Raw genomic sequence first — 17,927 nt, 5'->3', positions numbered from 1 at the left:
CGATGACCTCAACCTTGGCAAGGTTGCGCTCTACCAACTGAGCTAGTATCGCAATCTGAAACGTCTTTCGTCGTTCAGGGCTGCGAATTATAAGAGCATTTTTTTGTGATGCAAGTCCTTAATGCAAAATTACGCAAGTTTTTACTCAACTGCTGTAAAAGCACACAGATTTTCAAAAAAATCAGCTCTTAGGTCCCTGAAAAGTTAGATAAACGTGATCGTTTGATCTGATTAGATATTAATAATCGTTTTTCGATAGTACTGCAACTCAGCGATCGACTCACGAATATCATCTAATGCCAGGTGACTCCCCGACTTAGAAAACCCATCTAACACTTCAGGCTTCCAACGACGAGCAAGTTCTTTCAAGGTACTGACATCAACATAGCGGTAGTGGAAGTACTCTTCCAATTCAGGCATGTGCTTGTATAGGAAACGGCGATCTTGGCCAATGCTGTTGCCACAAATCGGTGACTTACCTTTTGGTACCCACTTCTCAAGAAATTCAATCGTTTGTTGGATTGCATCTTGTTCTGAAACCGTACTTTCTTGAATTCGCTTCACTAGGCCGCTGCCGGTATGAGTCGTTGTGCACCACTCGTCCATCTTGTCCAATTCACTCTGAGGTTGGTGAATAGCCAAAACAGGTCCTTCAGCCAGGATGTTAAGCTCACTATCAGTAACGATAGTCGCAATTTCAATGATTTTATGAGTTTCAGGATCAAGTCCTGTCATCTCTAGATCAACCCAAATAAGGTTCTGATCGCTAAAGGACATAAGGCGTCGCCTATTTGTTTATGTGTAAAAGAGGTACTATACCCAAATAACTATACTCAAACTAGCTTTAGGGCCATCGAAATCATATGGCACCAGCAACACCTTGTTTGAGTCCCCAATCATCAAGTTAGATGTGTTAAGTGAAAAATTGTGGCTAAAAAAAAGAAATTAACCAAAGGTCAAGTACGTCGTGTACGTAGCAACCAGAACAAGCGACTCAAGAAAGAAGATTCTATCCAGTGGGATGAAAACATGCTTGGCGGTACAAAGAGTGGATTAGTTATTACACGCTTTGGTCAGCATGCTGATATCGAAGATCTTGAAACTAACGAAGTTCATCGTTGTAACTTACGCCGTAGTATTGAGACTTTAGTTTCTGGTGACCGAGTTATCTGGCGCGCAGGCTTAGAATCAATGGCCGGAATTTCTGGCGTTGTGGAAGCAGTTGAACCGAGAACTTCAATGCTGACTCGCCCTGATTACTATGATGGCCTAAAGCCGGTTGCTGCCAACGTTGACCAAATGGTTATTGTTTCAGCCGTGCTACCGGAGCTTTCACTTAATATCATTGACCGCTATTTGATTGCTTCAGAAACGGTAAACATTGCCCCGCTTGTGGTTCTCAATAAGGTCGACTTACTCACTGAACAGCAAATTACGGAATACCGTGAAACACTGACAATATATGAGAAAATTGGCTATAAAGTGATGTTTGTAAGTAAAGAGTCTGGCTACGGCATCAAAGAGCTGGAAGCTGAACTCAAAGATCGCATCAACATCTTTGTTGGCCAATCGGGTGTGGGTAAATCAAGCCTAGTAAATGCATTGATGCCAACGCTCGACATTGAAGAAGGCGAAGTCTCTGAGAACTCAGGTCTTGGTCAGCATACCACCACGGCAGCTCGTTTATACCACTTCCCTTCTGGCGGCGACCTAATCGACTCTCCAGGCGTACGTGAATTCGGCCTATGGCACTTAGAACCGGATGAGATCACTGACGCTTTCATTGAATTCAAGCCATACTTAGGCGGTTGTAAGTTCCGTGACTGCAAACACAATGACGACCCTGGATGTATTCTGCGTGAAGCCGTTGAAGATGGCAGAATTAGTCGCTTACGTTTCGCTAGTTACCATCGCATTATTGAAACAATGGCTGACAACAAAGATAACCGTCAGTACTCGCGAAGTAAGAAAGCGGATCTCTAACCGCACTCTGGTGAACAAGCATGTGCTTTTACTGACGATGACAGTGATTACTGACAATGGCCGCAATTTTAAGTAACATCTCGCGCCCTAAACCGTCATAACCTCGTTTGCACTAAAAGCGATTAGCATTAAAAATAAACAGCATTGGAAAATGAATACAATGGATAAGATTAAAGTTGGATTGCAGTACTGGATTCCACAACATGGACTGACTCGACTAGTCGGTAAATTAGCGTCGGCTAAAGCGGGCGGCTTAACGACAGCGGTTATCAACTGGTTCATCAAACAATACAAAGTGAACATGGATGAAGCGCTGCATAGCGATCCAAAACACTTTAAAACATTCAATGAATTCTTCGTACGTGAATTAAAAGAAGACATGCGCCCTATCGCTGAAGGCGAGTCTGTTATTGTTCACCCTGCCGACGCTTGCGTCAGCCAATTTGGCCCCATTACTGACGGTCAACTGATTCAAGCTAAAGGCCACAACTACTCAGCGCGCGAGCTATTGGGTGGCGATGCAGCGCTGGCGGATGAATTTAAAGACGGTGAATTCGCAACGCTTTACCTATCACCAAGTGATTACCACCGCGTGCACATGCCATGCGACGGTACATTGCGCCAGATGATCTACGTTCCAGGTGATCTTTTCTCAGTAAATCCGCTAACAGCAGAGAACGTTCCAAATCTATTCGCACGTAACGAGCGTGTGGTTTGTATCTTTGATACCGAGTTTGGCCCAATGGCACAAGTGCTTGTTGGTGCGACCATTGTCGGCAGCATCGAGCAAGTATGGGCAGGCACCATCACACCACCTCGCGGTAACTCTGTCTACAAATGGGATTACCCAGCACAAGGTGACACGTCAGTCATCTTGAAGAAAGGCGAAGAGATGGGTCGCTTTAAGCTTGGTTCAACGGTCATCAACCTATTTGCTAAAGACGCCATCAAGTTTGACGAAACGATGCAGAATGGCGTGAAAACCGTTCTGGGCACACCTTTCGCGCACATTGCGGGTCAGGAAGTAGAGGCTGAAACGGCTGATTCAACTGAGAACACAGACCAAGCCTAACCTTCTGCATTGACATGTAAATTAAATACAAGTTAACTGCTCAATCTTTTAAAGGCGCGTTATTTCTAGTCAATAACGCGCCTTTTTCATTGCTGTCGAACCTGATCGTAACAAACCTAGAACTCCCCCGTAAAAGTTTGACCAAAAACAAAACAGTCGTTGAAATCTTGAACAACTTTTCGTTTTTACAACCCACCTCCAAGTACAAAAAAAACAGATAACTTATTCTATTTGAAGATATTTTATTAATAGGGTCTTTGTGTCATGCCTAAACTCAATGTTGGCGTCCTGGTCAAGCTGTTGATTTGTTTTGCGATTCCCTTAGGTGTGTTACTCATGCCGATCGATTCAATCCCAATCGATGACCTCACTCTCATTCAGCATCGCTTGCTGGCAATATTCCTGTTAGCGGCACTGCTTTGGGTTCTGGAACCGGTGCCAGTATTTGCCACTTCGATTTTGATCATTGCACTAGAATTAGTGATGATATCCGACAAAGGCCTACACTTATTTAGAAACCCACCATCAGGGCACGATCTCGGTGATTTAATCAAATATACCGACATATTCGGTGCATTTTCATCGCCTATCATTATTCTCTTTATGGGTGGTTTTGCGCTTGCAATCTCTGCCTCAAAATACGAATTAGATAACAACCTAGCTCGGGTTTTACTCAAGCCCTTCGGTACAGAACCGCGCTTCATTATGCTCGGCTTGATGCTGATTACTGCTGTGTTCTCGATGTTTATGTCGAATACGGCAACCACCGTAATGATGCTTGCTCTATTAGGCCCAATTGTGGCTTCTGCGCCTAAAGGCGACATGGGGATTAAAGCGCTCGTGTTGTGTATCCCAATCGCCGCCAACACCGGTGGTATCGCCACTCCAATCGGTACACCGCCCAACGCAATAGCATTGCAGTATTTAACTGGCGAAAACAGTATCGACTTCCTCAGTTGGATGATGATGGGTTTGCCCTTCGTAATCATTCAACTCACTATCGCTTGGTTCCTTCTTCAGAAACTCTTTCCTTCCAAGCAGAAGAACATGGTACTCAAGCTCAATGGGCAGTTTCAAAAGAGTTGGCGAGCCATCGTAGTTTACATCACCTTTGCTGCGACAATTGTGCTGTGGATGACCACCAAGCTACATGGCATGAACACCTACGTCGTGTCTATTATTCCATTGGCCGTATTTACACTCACTGGCATCATGGGCAAAGATGAACTCAAGCTGATTAACTGGGATGTGTTGTGGTTGGTAGCTGGTGGTATTGCGATTGGTATCGGCTTAGATAAAACAGGCTTAGCAGCAGCATTAGCGCACGCGATTGATTATGAATCCTTATCGCCTACCGCAGTGGTGCTCACTCTATCGATTGTGTGTTGGTTAATGGCCAACTTCATGTCAAACACGGCCACAGCTAACTTGCTGATGCCGATCGCCGCAGCCATAGGCGCCTCAATGGAAAGCTTAGTTGCGATTGGTGGTTTGCAAGGCTTGCTGGTTGTGGTCGCTTTCTCAGCATCACTGGGGATGATTCTTCCAGTATCGACACCACCAAACTCATTGGCCTACTCCACTGGGCTTATCGAAAGTAAAGACATGGCGAAGATGGGGGTCATCTTAGGGGTCATCGGCTTGCTGCTCGTCTACCTCGCGCTATTTATTATCACCTAGCGCGTTAACTTCTTATCACCGCCCTCCAGATAGCCATCGTTATTTCGTATCTGGAGGGCTTATCAAGTTCTAATCGATAGATAATTGTGATTTCACTTCACTGTTTATTAAAAAAATCACAATTATTTTTAAATTTTTGATTTTAAACACATTTATAACACTTCATATAACGACACTATACACGTACCAGTAACACATCATTGCAATATCAAGTACGTCACTTTAATTCGCGTTTTGTCTAAAAAGGGAGGAATAGACCTTGAGACATACTATTAAATTTAAAATTCAGATCGCAATCGCGGTTATTATCGCCGTCGTAAGTGGCGCTCAAGCTTGGATATCAGTGAATCAGCTTAATCAAGAGACTGAAATTGCGATCAACCAAGAAATGAAAAATGTGAGTGTCGGCACCACGAATTACATTGCCGATTGGCTCTCCATTCGCAGTGATATGATGCTGGCCAATGAAGCTACTGTTTCCAACAGTAATAACTCTGACCGCGAGTTGTTAATCACCAAACAAGCCGGACAGTTCCTGTCTGTTTATGCAGGATTCAGCGACGGCACTATTGCTTATGGCGACAAAGGGGAAGATTGGCCAGCAGGCTACGATCCTCGCACTCGCCCTTGGTATCAAGATGCCAACGCAACGTCCGATCTCATCATTACCGAACCCTATCAAGATTTCGATGGCAGCATCGTCATCAGTTTTGCTAAAGCGTTCAACGGTGAAAAACAGGGTGTCCTTGCGGCAGATTTAACCGTCACTAGCATCATTGATACGGTGCTTAATGTAAAACTCGAGAACGATGGCTTTGCGTTTTTAGTCGATGGCAACAACAATATCGTTGCGTACAGTGATGAAGCGCTCAGCCAAAAACCCTTGACCAGTTTGAACCCAGAGTTAACAGCAAACCGAGTTTCGCAACTGATTAAAAACCAAATGATCACCACGCTTACTTGGCCAGGCCAAGGGGATAAAATGGTCTACATTGCTAACGTTCCAAATACCAACTGGTCACTCGGCATTGTTATCGATAAAGCCATGGCATTTTCTGCGGTATCCGATGCCATTCAATTTATCACGCTGACTTCTTTCATTTTGTACATCGTCATTTCAATTGCGAGCACCATAGTCATCAACCGCTTACTCTACCCATTGCAAACATTGTCTGAAGCACTGACCCAACTCGCTCAAGGCAGAGGCGATCTCACTCAGCGAATTGACATCAAACGCATGGACGAAATTGGCAAACTTGCCGAGCTCGTCAACCAGTTCTTAAGCCAAATGCAAAGCATGCTTAAGGGGGTCATTGAGCACAGCCACGATTTAAACAATCATTCAGAAAAAGCCAATCAACTGGCGACCCAATCTTCAATTCGCGTTGAAAATCAACAAAATGACATCACCCAGATTGCGACCGCGATTCATGAAATGTCGGCCACCGCCGCAGAAGTGGCCAGCCATGCTGAACTAACCGCATCCGCTTCTCAAGCGTCAGCTACCGCTTGTAATGAAGGCCAAGAGGTTATTCAGCAAAACCGTGATGCCATTACTGGCTTGGCAACGCAAGTTGAAGACGCCGCCAATGTTATTCGTGAATTGGAGAGCAACGCTCAGAGCATCAACCAGATCCTATCGACCATTCAAGGCATTGCCGAGCAAACCAACCTGCTGGCATTGAATGCCGCCATTGAAGCCGCCCGTGCGGGTGAACAAGGCCGTGGGTTTGCCGTTGTGGCCGATGAAGTTCGCGTGCTAAGTCAAAGAACGCATGGCTCAACGGAAGAGATCCGCGAGATGATTGATACGCTGCAGAAGAATACCGAACATGCCGTTGACAGCATGACCACCAGCACTCAGTTGGCGGAAAATAGTGTTGGATTCGCAGAGCAAGCCCATGGCAGCCTCACTAAAATCACCCAAGCGATCACTGAAATCAACGACATGGCGCTACAAATTGCCAGTGCCGCAGAAGAACAGCGCGCCGTAAGCGAAGACATAAGCCGCAATACACAAGGGATCAAAGATGCCTCTGACGATCTTGCACAGCAAGCAGAAAGCAGTCGCAATAGCTCAAACGAAATGAGCCAAGCTGCACAGTCGATGCGCCAAGATGTGGAGCGCTTTAAAGTGTAAAGCGTAATTGATCACATCAAGCTAAGCCGAACCAAGCTAGGCCGAACTGTAAACGTTCATGGTTCTTTTATTAAGAATCACTTTGTTCTCCGTTCGGTTTGATGCATATTGATGAGCTAATTTATCCCAGACACAAGGATGTTAATGACATGGGATTTGAATGGTTAGCTCTAGCGGCCGCTTTTCTCTGGGCGATTGCGAGCTTAATGTCAGTAAAACCGGCTCAACATTTAGGTTCTTTCGCCTATAGCCGCTGGCGCATGGGTTGCACTGCGGTCATCTTATCGAGCATGGCTTGGTTTACCGGTGGCTGGGCAAGTGTCGAGGCCGACCTAGTGACACCTATGATGCTTTCTGGCCTGATTGGTATCTTCATTGGCGATACCGCCCTATTTGCCTGCCTGAACCGAATGGGGCCACGCCAAGCTGGCTTGCTGTTCTCGTGCCACGCCGTATTCTCCGCCATTCTTGGTTACTTCCTGTTTAGTGAAAGCATGACTTCGATGGAGCTGATTGGCTCGGCGTTGGTGTTTAGTGGTGTATTAACTGCCATCTTCTTTGGTCGACGAGGTCAATCCCAAAACCAACTTGAAACCATTAAGGGCACTGTGTGGGTTGGCGTCGCTCTAGGTATTACCGCCGCGATTTGCCAAGCGCTGGGTGGCATCATTGCAAAACCCATCATGCAAACTGAGATTGACCCAGTTGCCGCTTCAGCGATTCGAATGATCACCGCCTTTATTGCTCACTCACTATTTCGCTTAACCGGAGCCAAGCATTCGCGAGCACTGAATCCGATAAATGGACAAATATTCGCCATCACCGCGGTTAACGGTTTTTTAGCGATGGCGCTGGGAATGACACTGATCTTGTATGCACTGCAGGAAGGTAATGTTGGCATGGTCGCTCTACTGTCATCAACCACCCCCATCATGTTGTTACCGATACTGTGGCTTTACAGCAAACGGAGGCCGAATGCTTACGCTTGGATCGGTGCCATTGTTGCCGTACTTGGTACTGGTATCCTGGTTAGCTAGTGGCTCAGGAACCCTAGTCAGCTAGTGAAGCGAATTCGAAGCTGAGAGTTAATAGCGAATGACGATTAACTCTCAGTAAAAACCGAAAGCTAAGAACGCGGGAAAGGGAAAGCGGTCACATCATCGATATGGTCATAACCCAAAGCCAGCATGATGAGCCTGTCGATACCTAACGCCACACCCGCACAATCGGGTAAGCCCGCTGTTAATGCCTCAATCAAGTGATGATCAATCGGTTGAGGCGCTAAACCCATCTCGATACGCTTGGCATTGTCATCTTCAAAACGTTGCAGTTGTTCTTGTGGTTTGTCTAACTCATGGAAGCCATTGGCTAACTCGATGCCTTTGAAATACACCTCAAAGCGATCCGCCACTCGTGAATCATCAGGGTTGATCTTAGCTAACGCTGCTTGCGATGCCGGGAAATCATAAACAAACGCAGGCACTGTTTGACCAATCTCTTCTTCAACACCCACGCTGAACAGCAATTGCAGTAAGGTATCGCGATCTCCTTCAGGGTCCGCAATATCACTAAGACCCAGTTTCGCTGCGGCTTGCTTTAAAGTCGCCATCGAGTCTTCCAGCGGACACACACCGAGCACATCAATAAAGGCTTGCTGGTAGGTCATTCGATCGGCTGTGCCCGACTTGAGGATTTGCTGCAATAGCAGGTCCATTTCGTCCATCAAATCGTGGTGATCAAACCCCACTCGATACCACTCCAGCATCGTAAATTCAGGGTTGTGGTAACGGCCGTTCTCTTCATTACGAAAAGACTTACAAATTTGGTAAATACAGCCACTGCCCGCCGCTAACAGTCGTTTCATATGAAACTCTGGGCTTGTCATAAAGAACAGTGGCTGACCCTGCGCATAACCTGGCCCTACGAACTCTGTTTTAAAAGTATGTAAATGCACATCCGTCACCGTGGCGTGGCTCATCGCAGGCGTATCCACCTCCATCACATCCCGCTCTGCAAAAAATTGGCGGATTTGATTAAGGATATCAGCACGTTGCTTTAACTGCTTAATGGTGGCGGCTGGTTGCCATGTGGAGTGCATTATCGAGTTCCATATTACTGAATGATAGGCAACGAAAATTACCACTTTTCGCCTCTTTTGTAAGCTTCTATCTTTGCCTTATCAAACCAGCACCTTGTTTTGATGAAGCAAGAAAATCACGTACTACAACACATTTATCGATGTTGGCACGATGAGAATATTGATAACGAAAACCATACTCAACAAGCTGTTAACACACGCCTTGTAGGAGGAACGCTATCAATAGTTCATTGCCGTGATTGCAGTCACATAACCTATAAATTCTATGCTTCCATATGCATTACCGACCTAAAAACCCAAATACATCAACTTTTCAAAGACCATCCTCTCTTACACTGAACCTACCACTTAAGGCTTAGGGGTGATAAACGGTTGATGCCGTTTACGTGCTATCGATTAGTAAGAGCTACCAATTAGTCAGTACGATCAATAAGCTTTTTATAATAACAAGCGGAATACTCCGCATCACACTGGAGAATAACTGTGAAGACAATTACCACAGATATCGCAGTCATCGGCGCAGGCGGCGCTGGTCTTCGTACAGCGATTGCTGCGGCTGAAGCTAATCCTGAATTGGAAGTAGCACTGATTTCTAAAGTTTACCCAATGCGTTCGCACACGGTGGCAGCAGAAGGCGGTTCAGCAGCAGTAATTAAAGACGAAGATAGCCTAGATAACCACTTCAACGATACGGTTGGCGGTGGCGACTGGCTATGTGAACAGGATGTTGTTGAATACTTTGTTGAAAACTCGACTCGCGAAATGATCCAAATGGAGCAGTGGGGCTGCCCATGGAGTCGTAAAGAAAACGGTGAAGTAAACGTGCGCCGATTCGGCGGTATGAAGGTAGAGAGAACGTGGTTCGCGGCGGATAAAACCGGCTTCCATATGCTTCATACTCTGTTCCAGACTTCGATGAAGTACGACAACATCAAACGCTTTGATGAGTACTTTGTGGTAGATCTTCTGGTAGAAAACAAGAGCGACGCTGAAGAAGGTGAAGTACAAGGCCTTATTGCAATTCATATGTCTGAAGGTGAGCTTGTTACCATCAAAGCGAAATCCGTTGTTCTTGCAACCGGTGGCGCAGGTCGTGTTTACCACTGCAATACCAACGGCGGCATCGTAACGGGCGACGGTATGGCAATGGCTTATCGCCACGGTGTGCCACTGCGTGATATGGAGTTCGTTCAATACCACCCAACAGGCCTACCTGGCACTGGCATCTTGATGACCGAAGGTTGCCGTGGTGAAGGCGGTATCATCGTCAACAAGAACGGCTACCGTTACCTGCAAGATTACGGCATGGGCCCTGAAACTCCAGTGGGCGAGCCGAAAAACAAATACATGGAACTGGGTCCTCGTGACAAAGTTTCTCAAGCATTCTGGCACGAGCAGCAGAAAGGCAACACCATCAAGCACCCACTTGGTGATGTGGTACACCTTGACCTTCGCCACCTTGGTGAAGAGTACCTACAAGAACGCCTACCGTTTATCTGTGAGCTAGCAAAAGCGTACGTCAACGTTGATCCTGCAAAAGAGCCAATCCCTATTCGCCCGACGGTTCACTACACCATGGGTGGTATTGAAACCAACGGCACTTGTGAAACTCGCATCAAAGGCCTATTCGCCGTGGGTGAATGTGCGTCAGTTGGCCTACACGGTGCAAACCGCCTAGGTTCTAACTCTCTGGCTGAGTTCGTGGTATTTGGCCGCGTTGCCGGTGAACACGCCGTGAAACGCGCTGCGGAATTCAAAGGTTGGAATGAAGAATCTATCGCTAAGCAGGTGAAAGCGGTTGAAGATCGCATCGCTGGTATCTTAAATCAAGAAGGCGATGAGAACTGGGCTGATATCCGTACTGAAATGGGTCACACCATGGAAGCGGGTTGTGGTATCTACCGTCAAGAAGACTTGATGCAAGAAACCATCGACAAAATCACTGAACTGAAAGCGCGCTACAAGAAGATCAGCATTAAAGACAAAGGCAAAGTGTTCAACACGGACCTACTTTACGCTATCGAAGTGGGTTACGGCCTTGAAGTGGCAGAAGCGATGGTTCACTCAGCGATTCTTCGTAAAGAGTCTCGTGGTGCACACCAGCGTTTAGATGACAACTGCACTGAGCGTGACGACGTGAACTTCCTCAAACACACGCTTTCTTTCTACCAAGAAGACTCAGCACCAACCATCGACTACAGCGATGTGAAGATTACTAAGTCTCAACCGAAAGCGCGTTTGTACGGTGAAGCCGCAGAGAAAGCCGCAGCAGCAGAAAAAGCCGCTGAGGCAAACGACAAGCGTGAAGAGGAGCAAGCATAATGTCAGCGAACCGTATCCAAAAAGTAAACATCCTGCGCTACGATCCAGAGAAAGATGCAGAACCTCATATGCAGACATTCGAAGTGCCTTTTGATGACACTATGTCAGTACTTGATGCGATTGGTTACATCAAAGACTACCAAGATAAAGACCTCTCTTACCGCTGGTCTTGTCGTATGGCGATTTGTGGCTCTTGCGGCATCATGGTTGATGGTGTGCCAAAACTCGCGTGTAAAAGCTTCTTACGTGACTACCCGAACGGCCTAACTATCGAGCCATTGGCTAACTTCCCAATCGAGAAAGATTTGATTGTCGACATGACGCCGTTTATCGAGCGCCTTGAAGCGATCAAACCTTACATCATTGGTAACGATCGTAAGCCTGAAGACGGCACTAACATTCAAACGCCAGAGCAAATGGCGAAATACAAACAGTTCGCTGGTTGTATCAACTGTGGTCTTTGTTACGCAGCGTGTCCTCAGTTTGGTCTAAACCCTGAGTTCATCGGCCCTGCGGCACTGACTCTTGCTCACCGTTACAACCTCGATAGCCGTGACAACGGTAAAGCTGAACGTATGCAGCTTATCAACGGTGAAAACGGCGCTTGGGGCTGTACGTTCGTCGGCTACTGCTCTGAAGTGTGTCCGAAGAAAGTAGACCCAGCAGCGGCGGTAAACCAAGGCAAAGTTGAGTCTTCAATGGACTTCGTTATCTCGATGTTCAAACCAGACGGCACTTCAGTTAGCAAGAACCAAGTAAAAACAACAGAGGAGGCATAAGATGAGCAATCGTAAGCCTTATGTTCGTGAGATGAAGAGAACGTGGTGGAGCAACCATCCGTTCTACCGCTTCTACATGCTACGTGAAGCAACTGTACTGCCTTTGATTCTGTTCACTCTGTTCCTAACCTTCGGTTTGGGTGCACTAGTGAAAGGCCCTGAAGCGTGGGCTGGTTGGTTGAGCTTTATGGCGAACCCTATCGTTGTCGGTATTAATATCGTGGCACTGCTAGGTAGCTTGATGCACGCTCAAACCTTCTTCAGCATGATGCCTCAAGTAATGCCGATCCGCCTGAAAGGTAAATTGGTGGACAAAAGAATCATCGTACTGACTCAGTGGGCAGCGGTGGCTTTTATTTCTTTAATCGTTCTTGTTGTGGTGTAAGGAGCTTTCGTTATGAACACAAACTACAAAGTAAATCGTGCTCCTAAACGTTCTGACGAGCCAATCTGGTGGGGCTTATTCGGCGCTGGCGGTACGTGGTTCGCGATGATCACACCCATCACGATCTTAGTGCTTGGTATCTTAGTGCCAATGGGCATTATTGACGCTAACGCGATGAGCTACGAACGTGTCTCTGAATTTGCCACCAGCATTATCGGTGCGCTATTCATCATCGGCACGTTAGCACTGCCAATGTGGCACGCCATGCACCGTCTTCATCACGGTATGCACGACCTTAAGTTCCACGTCGGCGTTGCGGGTAAAGTGGGTTGCTACTTCTTCGCAGGCCTAATTAGCGCATTGTCTGTTATTTTCATTTTTATGATTTAAAAGCAGATTCGGGATTCGAGTAAACGAGCCTCGAAGCTCTAAAACTAAAAGCAGAACAAGATTGTCTTGTTCTGCTTTTTTGCTATTGGTTACATCTCATATCTCTCTGGCTCGGTTCTCCCCGATCTCCAGATACAAAAAAGGCCGCCTAAGCGACCTTTTTCAGATACTTGAAGTCAATTACTTCACACGACCAACGTATTCGCCAGTACGAGTATCAACTTTAACAACTTCACCGATTGCGATGAATAGAGGTACGCGAACTACCGCGCCAGTTGCTAGAGTTGCAGGCTTACCGCCAGTACCTTGTGTGTCGCCTTTCAGGCCAGGATCGGTTTCAGTTACTGCGATCTCAACAAAGTTTGGTGGAGTTACTGTGATAGGGTTATCATTCCACAACGTTAGAGTACAAACGTCATTTTCAACTAACCATTTTGCTGTCTCGCCCACTGCTTTTACATCAGCCGCGATTTGCTCGAATGTTTCGTTGTTCATGAAGTGGTAGAATTCGCCGTCGCTGTATAGGTAGCCTAGTTCAACGTCGATAACGTCGGCTAGTTCTACGGTATCGCCTGACTTAAATGTTTTCTCTAACACTTTGCCTGACAGCAGTTTACGAAGTTTTACACGGTTAAACGCTTGGCCTTTACCCGGCTTAACGTATTCATTTTCGATAATTGAGCAAGGCTCGTTATCCATCATGAATTTTAAACCGCCTTTGAATTCATTGGTGCTTACTGACGCCATGATTTCCTCTTACACATCTTTGAGTTGATTTCAATGCCGCATATCATAACCCGAAAAGTCGAATCTGTTGAGCAAAACTGGCTCAAACAGCTATCGAATGCGATCTCTGACCCGACAAAACTGCTCGAAGTATTAGAAATAGACCCTGCACCGTGGCAAAAAGGATTCGCGGCGCGTGAGCTGTTTTCGCTTCGAGTGCCCATAAGCTTTGTTGAGCGAATGGAAAAAGGCAACCCACATGATCCTTTACTGCGACAGGTTTTACCGCTCAGCGAAGAGTTTGAGGTTCATCCCGGCTACTCCGCCGATCCATTAGAAGAGCAAGACAACGCCATTCCCGGGCTACTGCATAAATACAAAAACCGTGCATTGATGATTGTAAAAGGCGGTTGCGCGATCAACTGTCGCTACTGCTTCCGTCGTCATTTCCCTTACCAAGATAACAAGGGATCAAAGTCAGCGTGGCAAACCAGCCTCGACTATGTCGCAGAGCACCCAGAGATCAACGAAGTCATCTTATCGGGTGGAGACCCACTGATGGCAAAAGACAGCGAACTCGAATGGCTAGTGCAAGCCATTGAGACCATTCCACATATCAAAACGTTGCGTATCCACAGTCGCTTACCTGTGGTGATTCCAGCACGTGTGACGGATGAGTTGTGTCTGCTACTCAAACAAACGCCGCTCAATATCGTCATGGTTAGCCATATTAACCATGCCAATGAGATCAATGCAGAGCTCAAGCAAGCCTTTCACAAACTAAAACAAACGGGTGCGACTCTACTTAATCAAGGTGTGATGTTGAAAGGGGTCAACAACAGTGCTGACTCATTGAAAGCATTAAGCGAAAAGCTATTCGATGCCGGTGTATTGCCTTACTACATGCATGTGCTTGATAAAGTACAGGGCGCGGCGCATTTCCATATCTCGGATGAAGAAGCAAAGCATCACTTTAAAGGCTTAATCTCTGAAGTTTCTGGTTACCTAGTGCCCAAGTTAACTCGCGAGATCGGCGGTCGCAGCAGTAAAACCCCACTCGACCTACACATTGAATAGAGTCTTCGTACCTATTCAGATCGTATCGACTCAGAGTCACCGCCCCTATTCGAGCCTTTCGACTCAATGAACCAGAAGGTAGCGAAAACTAAACCTTGGTGACATGAGCTATAAACCGTTATTAAAACAACGCCTAAACCATAGGTTTAGGCGTTAGTCATTAGTTCGATTTTTCAATAACAAACGAAAACTCAATTATTTAGCGAAGTTAATAATTGGGAAACATGGGAAGAAACCGTTGTCAGCACAGTTGATCAAACCAACTTGTACGCCTTCAATCTTGTTTGTTTTATTGAAAATACCCACCTGAACGGTTGATACTTCAGATAAGTTCGCGGCACCTACATCAACCAAAGTGTTACCTTCAGAGTAGTTGACGAAACTTACGTTGGCACCTTTAACATCGTTAGTAATGTTCACGGCACCTAGGTTTACACCGGTTGTGTTACCCGTATTCCAGTTGAAGAAGCCAAGTGAAGCACCTGTCATCTCTTGGTTCACTTTTGATGCGCCGAAAATACCTAGGTTGACACCGGTTGTGGTTTGCGTTTCAGACATGCCAACAACGGCAAGATCAAGGCCTTTTAGATCGCTCACTTGACCATGCAGCAGCGCAACACGTACACCGCCAACCGCATCGGCGTCTGGTGCGTTAAAACCGTTGATCGTTGAGAACATAACAGGCGAAGAAGCAAATGCTGCTGGTGCCATCACTGCTGCAGAAACAGCAAGTATCGAAAGTAGTTTTTTCATTGGGGAGTCTCCACTGACTTATTATTGCCTAGATTTATTGTTGCTTTGATTTATTATTAACCTGATTTATACATTCTAAATCAAGCGTCTATTGTCCTTTATTATACAGTCACCCATGTTAAAACAATGTCATGACTATACTGTTGAATATAGCTTTAAACTCATAAAGCGCAATGAAGCCCCCTATCCCCGGACAACCATACAACCGGAAGGTTCTGGTTAAACAGGTCATCATTCTTTGCCACTGTGGACGCTTAATACCCTATAAATTGAGAATCCGATGAGAACCAAACACCATGTTTTTGATTGATATCTCTTATTCTCAACAATTGATTATCTGACCCATGAAGTATCGCACTTCGAGCTTGATTTCAGGGGTATCTAGAGTAGAGTCATCTCCATGGGGAAAGTGTTGACCAAAAAGCTTATCGTGACGGCACTTCTACTTCGAGCCGAATGGTCAGTGATAATTCTCACTTAATACAAAACCATACAAACACCGATAAGCTCACCACCCAAATACGTTTCAGATAGAGAGTTGTGTCTAAAAACACGACCAACTTTAGGCTACCTTGCGAAGGTGTTTATTTCACAACACACCGACTCAATCTATCGTTACTCAAACATTGGATTAACACTCACTTACTAGACAACAACACGGATGGATTAGAGCAACAACACTGTTATCAAACAACACTGTCATCCAAAACACGGTCATCCAAGTTGTGGTTTTATCTGTCTAACCTCCTATTTACTTTAATGTTGACTGAGTAATAAGACGTTAGATCAAATACTTAGTTTAATGCTTAGCGCTGTCTAACACGTCAGCGCTATTATTTATGAGGAAAATATGAATACGAAACCGGATATCACACTCTCATCCTTAGATGTCGATAGAATCTATGACCTGATTGAGTCTTTACCACGCAACAGCCCGTCTACAGAGCAACTCGAACAAGAATTGGAGCGTGGGACCATTCTTGAGCCCGATCAACTGCCTGACAACATAGTCACGATGAATTCAACAGTGACATTTTCAATCGATGCGACAAAGAAAGAGTTTTCTTTGACTTTGGTTTACCCAAAAGACGTGGACAGTAGCGGCACAAAAATCTCAATTTTAGCGCCGATAGGGAGTGCTTTGATTGGCCTATCCACCGGCCATTCCATTCAATGGACGAAGCCAGATGGGTCTCAAGTTGATGTCACGATCCTAGATATTACATACCAACCAGAAAGGGCTGGCGAATACCGCCTGTAGCGAAAGAAAATGCTCAAATGAATCCACTTGAGCATTTTAAGAACACCAGTACTTCCTGTCGCTCACGACCCCACTTCGAAGCAAGACCCATCCTGCATCTAAAAACAGCGACCGCTTAGGCGCTATAACCTGTCTCTGAAATTACGTTGGTAACGTGCAGCCCTCTCTAAAACTCAGTTCCAGACCGAAGGGGGCGAAGATAAGTTTGCTATGACAACAGTAGAAAAGTTCATTATTTTTATTTATATTTTTGATACTACCCCCACAGTGTAGATAAAAAATAATGCAAGCCTCTTTAGACATAATTGCGCAACTCAAAAAAGAAAATGCAGAGCTCAAACGACACAATACTCGTCTACAAGAAAAATTGAATGCCGCACTCGACAGTAATGGACTATGTCTATGGGAGCACCATATTCCTTCAGGAAAGCTCACCATCTTTAATATGGATTGGGGGAAAATGCTTGGCTACCAACCTCATGAGCTGAACGCGACGTTTGAAACTTGGAAAAATAACTTACACCCCGATGATTATCACCAAGCCCTCAAAGCTTTTGAGGATCACTTCACGGGGAATACTGATTTGTATGAGGTTGTTTATCGCATGACTCATAAAGATGGGAGCGATAGTTATGTGTACGATAGAGGCCGGACTGTAGAGTTTGATACGAATGGAACCCCGATTCGGGTAATGGGCACGCACATCGATATCACGAAAGAAAAACGCTTTGAGCAACAGCTCGCAATATTGGCCTCAACCGATAAGCTGACGGGGTTACTCAATAGACAATCTATCGAGAAGCATTTTAATGAAATGAAGCGTTCGAATACGTTACAAAAAGCCGCGATGATCTTTATTGATATCGATAACTTTAAAGCAGTGAATGACACTTTAGGGCATCAGACCGGTGATCGAATACTGAGTTTTATCGCAGAGCGCTTTGTTTCATTCGCCTCAGAACAAGCACAAATTGGACGGATTGGCGGGGATGAATTTGTCGTTTTATACCCCAATACAGAACAAAAAGAGGTGATGTTTTTTTGTGACGAACTGTTAAAAACCGTTGTGCCTGAAAGCAACCAGATGTTGACGGGTGTCACCATCGGAATGAGTATTGGTGTGTGTCTGTTTAATCAAGGGGAGTATCACTTCGATGAGGTGTACCACCAGTCCGATCTGGCGATGTATCACATCAAAAAAGATGGCAAAAATGGCGTAAAAATCTTGTACCTTTAAACGAGGGGCAGTGCTTATCTAGAT

16 protein-coding genes are annotated in these 17,927 nt (G+C 45.7%); 12 read left to right on the top strand and 4 right to left on the bottom strand.

What is annotated here, in order from left to right; all coding sequences use genetic code 11:
• Positions 1-231 precede the first annotated feature (231 nt).
• Entirely contained in the window at positions 232-777 is a 546-nt protein-coding gene (gene orn / locus ACED48_RS07565) for an oligoribonuclease (RefSeq protein WP_017055371.1), read from the bottom strand.
• A gap of 150 nt (positions 778-927) precedes the next feature.
• Between orn and rsgA the strand changes: the two genes are divergently transcribed.
• The 5 genes from rsgA (at position 928) to ACED48_RS07540 (ending at position 7,912) form a co-directional block, all read left to right on the top strand.
• On the top strand, positions 928-1,983 hold the full coding sequence (gene rsgA, locus ACED48_RS07560) for a small ribosomal subunit biogenesis GTPase RsgA (RefSeq protein WP_017055372.1): 1,056 nt from the start codon (positions 928-930) through the stop codon (positions 1,981-1,983).
• Between the two features lie 160 nt (positions 1,984-2,143).
• Entirely contained in the window at positions 2,144-3,055 is a 912-nt protein-coding gene (asd, locus tag ACED48_RS07555) for an archaetidylserine decarboxylase (RefSeq protein ID WP_017055373.1), read from the top strand.
• Between the two features lie 264 nt (positions 3,056-3,319).
• Positions 3,320-4,735 carry a DASS family sodium-coupled anion symporter gene (locus ACED48_RS07550; RefSeq protein WP_017055374.1) on the top strand — a complete coding sequence of 472 codons (1,416 nt, stop codon included), beginning with the start codon at positions 3,320-3,322 and terminating at the stop codon, positions 4,733-4,735.
• 259 nt (positions 4,736-4,994) lie between these two features.
• Entirely contained in the window at positions 4,995-6,875 is a 1,881-nt protein-coding gene (locus tag ACED48_RS07545; protein WP_017055375.1) for a methyl-accepting chemotaxis protein, read from the top strand.
• 149 nt (positions 6,876-7,024) lie between these two features.
• Entirely contained in the window at positions 7,025-7,912 is an 888-nt protein-coding gene (locus ACED48_RS07540; protein ID WP_017055376.1) for a DMT family transporter, read from the top strand.
• Positions 7,913-8,001: 89 nt separating this feature from the next.
• Here ACED48_RS07540 and epmA read toward each other — a convergent pair whose 3' ends face one another.
• Entirely contained in the window at positions 8,002-8,973 is a 972-nt protein-coding gene (gene epmA, locus ACED48_RS07535) for an elongation factor P--(R)-beta-lysine ligase (protein ID WP_017055377.1), read from the bottom strand.
• Positions 8,974-9,456: 483 nt separating this feature from the next.
• Here epmA and frdA point away from each other — a divergent pair, with 483 nt between their 5' ends.
• The 4 genes from frdA to frdD are packed head-to-tail and all read left to right on the top strand — an operon-like array spanning position 9,457 to position 12,849.
• Positions 9,457-11,295 (top strand): fumarate reductase (quinol) flavoprotein subunit, encoded by a 1,839-nt coding sequence (frdA, locus tag ACED48_RS07530; RefSeq protein WP_017055378.1) that lies wholly within the window; start codon positions 9,457-9,459, stop codon positions 11,293-11,295.
• Positions 11,295-12,074, top strand: coding sequence for a succinate dehydrogenase/fumarate reductase iron-sulfur subunit (locus ACED48_RS07525; RefSeq protein ID WP_017055379.1), 780 nt, complete (start codon positions 11,295-11,297; stop codon positions 12,072-12,074). Before frdA ends, ACED48_RS07525 begins: the two co-directional genes overlap by 1 nt.
• Position 12,075: 1 nt before the next feature.
• A complete protein-coding gene (gene frdC / locus ACED48_RS07520; protein ID WP_017055380.1) occupies positions 12,076-12,459 on the top strand; it encodes a fumarate reductase subunit FrdC in 384 nt (127 codons plus the stop codon).
• A 12-nt stretch (positions 12,460-12,471) separates the two neighbouring features.
• On the top strand, positions 12,472-12,849 hold the full coding sequence (gene frdD / locus ACED48_RS07515; RefSeq protein ID WP_017055381.1) for a fumarate reductase subunit FrdD: 378 nt from the start codon (positions 12,472-12,474) through the stop codon (positions 12,847-12,849).
• Between the two features lie 180 nt (positions 12,850-13,029).
• Here the strand turns inward: frdD and efp are convergent, their stop codons facing one another.
• The gene (efp, locus tag ACED48_RS07510) at positions 13,030-13,596 is read right to left on the bottom strand and encodes an elongation factor P (protein WP_017055382.1); all 567 of its coding nucleotides are present in this window, start codon (positions 13,594-13,596) and stop codon (positions 13,030-13,032) included.
• Positions 13,597-13,629: 33 nt separating this feature from the next.
• On the opposite strand from efp, the gene epmB reads away from it, so the two are divergent.
• The gene (epmB, locus tag ACED48_RS07505; protein WP_017055383.1) at positions 13,630-14,652 is read left to right on the top strand and encodes an EF-P beta-lysylation protein EpmB; all 1,023 of its coding nucleotides are present in this window, start codon (positions 13,630-13,632) and stop codon (positions 14,650-14,652) included.
• Between the two features lie 195 nt (positions 14,653-14,847).
• On the opposite strand, the gene ACED48_RS07500 is transcribed toward epmB, so the two are convergent.
• Positions 14,848-15,405 (bottom strand): VC2662 family protein, encoded by a 558-nt coding sequence (locus ACED48_RS07500; RefSeq protein WP_017055384.1) that lies wholly within the window; start codon positions 15,403-15,405, stop codon positions 14,848-14,850.
• 850 nt (positions 15,406-16,255) lie between these two features.
• On the opposite strand from ACED48_RS07500, the gene rnk reads away from it, so the two are divergent.
• Positions 16,256-16,666, top strand: a complete 411-nt coding sequence (rnk, locus tag ACED48_RS07495) for a nucleoside diphosphate kinase regulator (protein ID WP_017055385.1) — start codon at positions 16,256-16,258, stop codon at positions 16,664-16,666.
• A gap of 283 nt (positions 16,667-16,949) precedes the next feature.
• A complete protein-coding gene (locus tag ACED48_RS07490) occupies positions 16,950-17,903 on the top strand; it encodes a diguanylate cyclase domain-containing protein (RefSeq protein WP_017055386.1) in 954 nt (317 codons plus the stop codon).
• The last annotated feature ends 24 nt before the right edge of the window (positions 17,904-17,927 follow it).

Origin of the sequence: Vibrio sp. 5S239, assembly GCF_041439575.1 — a bacterium.
GTDB lineage: Bacteria > Pseudomonadota > Gammaproteobacteria > Enterobacterales > Vibrionaceae > Vibrio > Vibrio kanaloae.
The sequence above is the reverse complement of the archived record's forward strand: the minus strand, read 5'-3'. Positions and strand labels throughout refer to the sequence as shown.

What these genes read in the sequence shown, in the direction of transcription:
- orn (WP_017055371.1), bottom strand. Translation starts at nt 777, where the DNA reads ATGTCCTTTAGCGATCAGAACCTTATTTGGGTTGATCTAGAGATGACA.
- asd (WP_017055373.1), top strand. Translation starts at nt 2,144, where the DNA reads ATGGATAAGATTAAAGTTGGATTGCAGTACTGGATTCCACAACATGGA.
- ACED48_RS07550 (WP_017055374.1), top strand. Translation starts at nt 3,320, where the DNA reads ATGCCTAAACTCAATGTTGGCGTCCTGGTCAAGCTGTTGATTTGTTTT.
- ACED48_RS07540 (WP_017055376.1), top strand. Translation starts at nt 7,025, where the DNA reads ATGGGATTTGAATGGTTAGCTCTAGCGGCCGCTTTTCTCTGGGCGATT.
- epmA (WP_017055377.1), bottom strand. Translation starts at nt 8,973, where the DNA reads ATGCACTCCACATGGCAACCAGCCGCCACCATTAAGCAGTTAAAGCAA.
- ACED48_RS07525 (WP_017055379.1), top strand. Translation starts at nt 11,295, where the DNA reads ATGTCAGCGAACCGTATCCAAAAAGTAAACATCCTGCGCTACGATCCA.
- frdC (WP_017055380.1), top strand. Translation starts at nt 12,076, where the DNA reads ATGAGCAATCGTAAGCCTTATGTTCGTGAGATGAAGAGAACGTGGTGG.
- frdD (WP_017055381.1), top strand. Translation starts at nt 12,472, where the DNA reads ATGAACACAAACTACAAAGTAAATCGTGCTCCTAAACGTTCTGACGAG.
- efp (WP_017055382.1), bottom strand. Translation starts at nt 13,596, where the DNA reads ATGGCGTCAGTAAGCACCAATGAATTCAAAGGCGGTTTAAAATTCATG.
- epmB (WP_017055383.1), top strand. Translation starts at nt 13,630, where the DNA reads ATGCCGCATATCATAACCCGAAAAGTCGAATCTGTTGAGCAAAACTGG.
- ACED48_RS07500 (WP_017055384.1), bottom strand. Translation starts at nt 15,405, where the DNA reads ATGAAAAAACTACTTTCGATACTTGCTGTTTCTGCAGCAGTGATGGCA.
- rnk (WP_017055385.1), top strand. Translation starts at nt 16,256, where the DNA reads ATGAATACGAAACCGGATATCACACTCTCATCCTTAGATGTCGATAGA.
- ACED48_RS07490 (WP_017055386.1), top strand. Translation starts at nt 16,950, where the DNA reads ATGCAAGCCTCTTTAGACATAATTGCGCAACTCAAAAAAGAAAATGCA.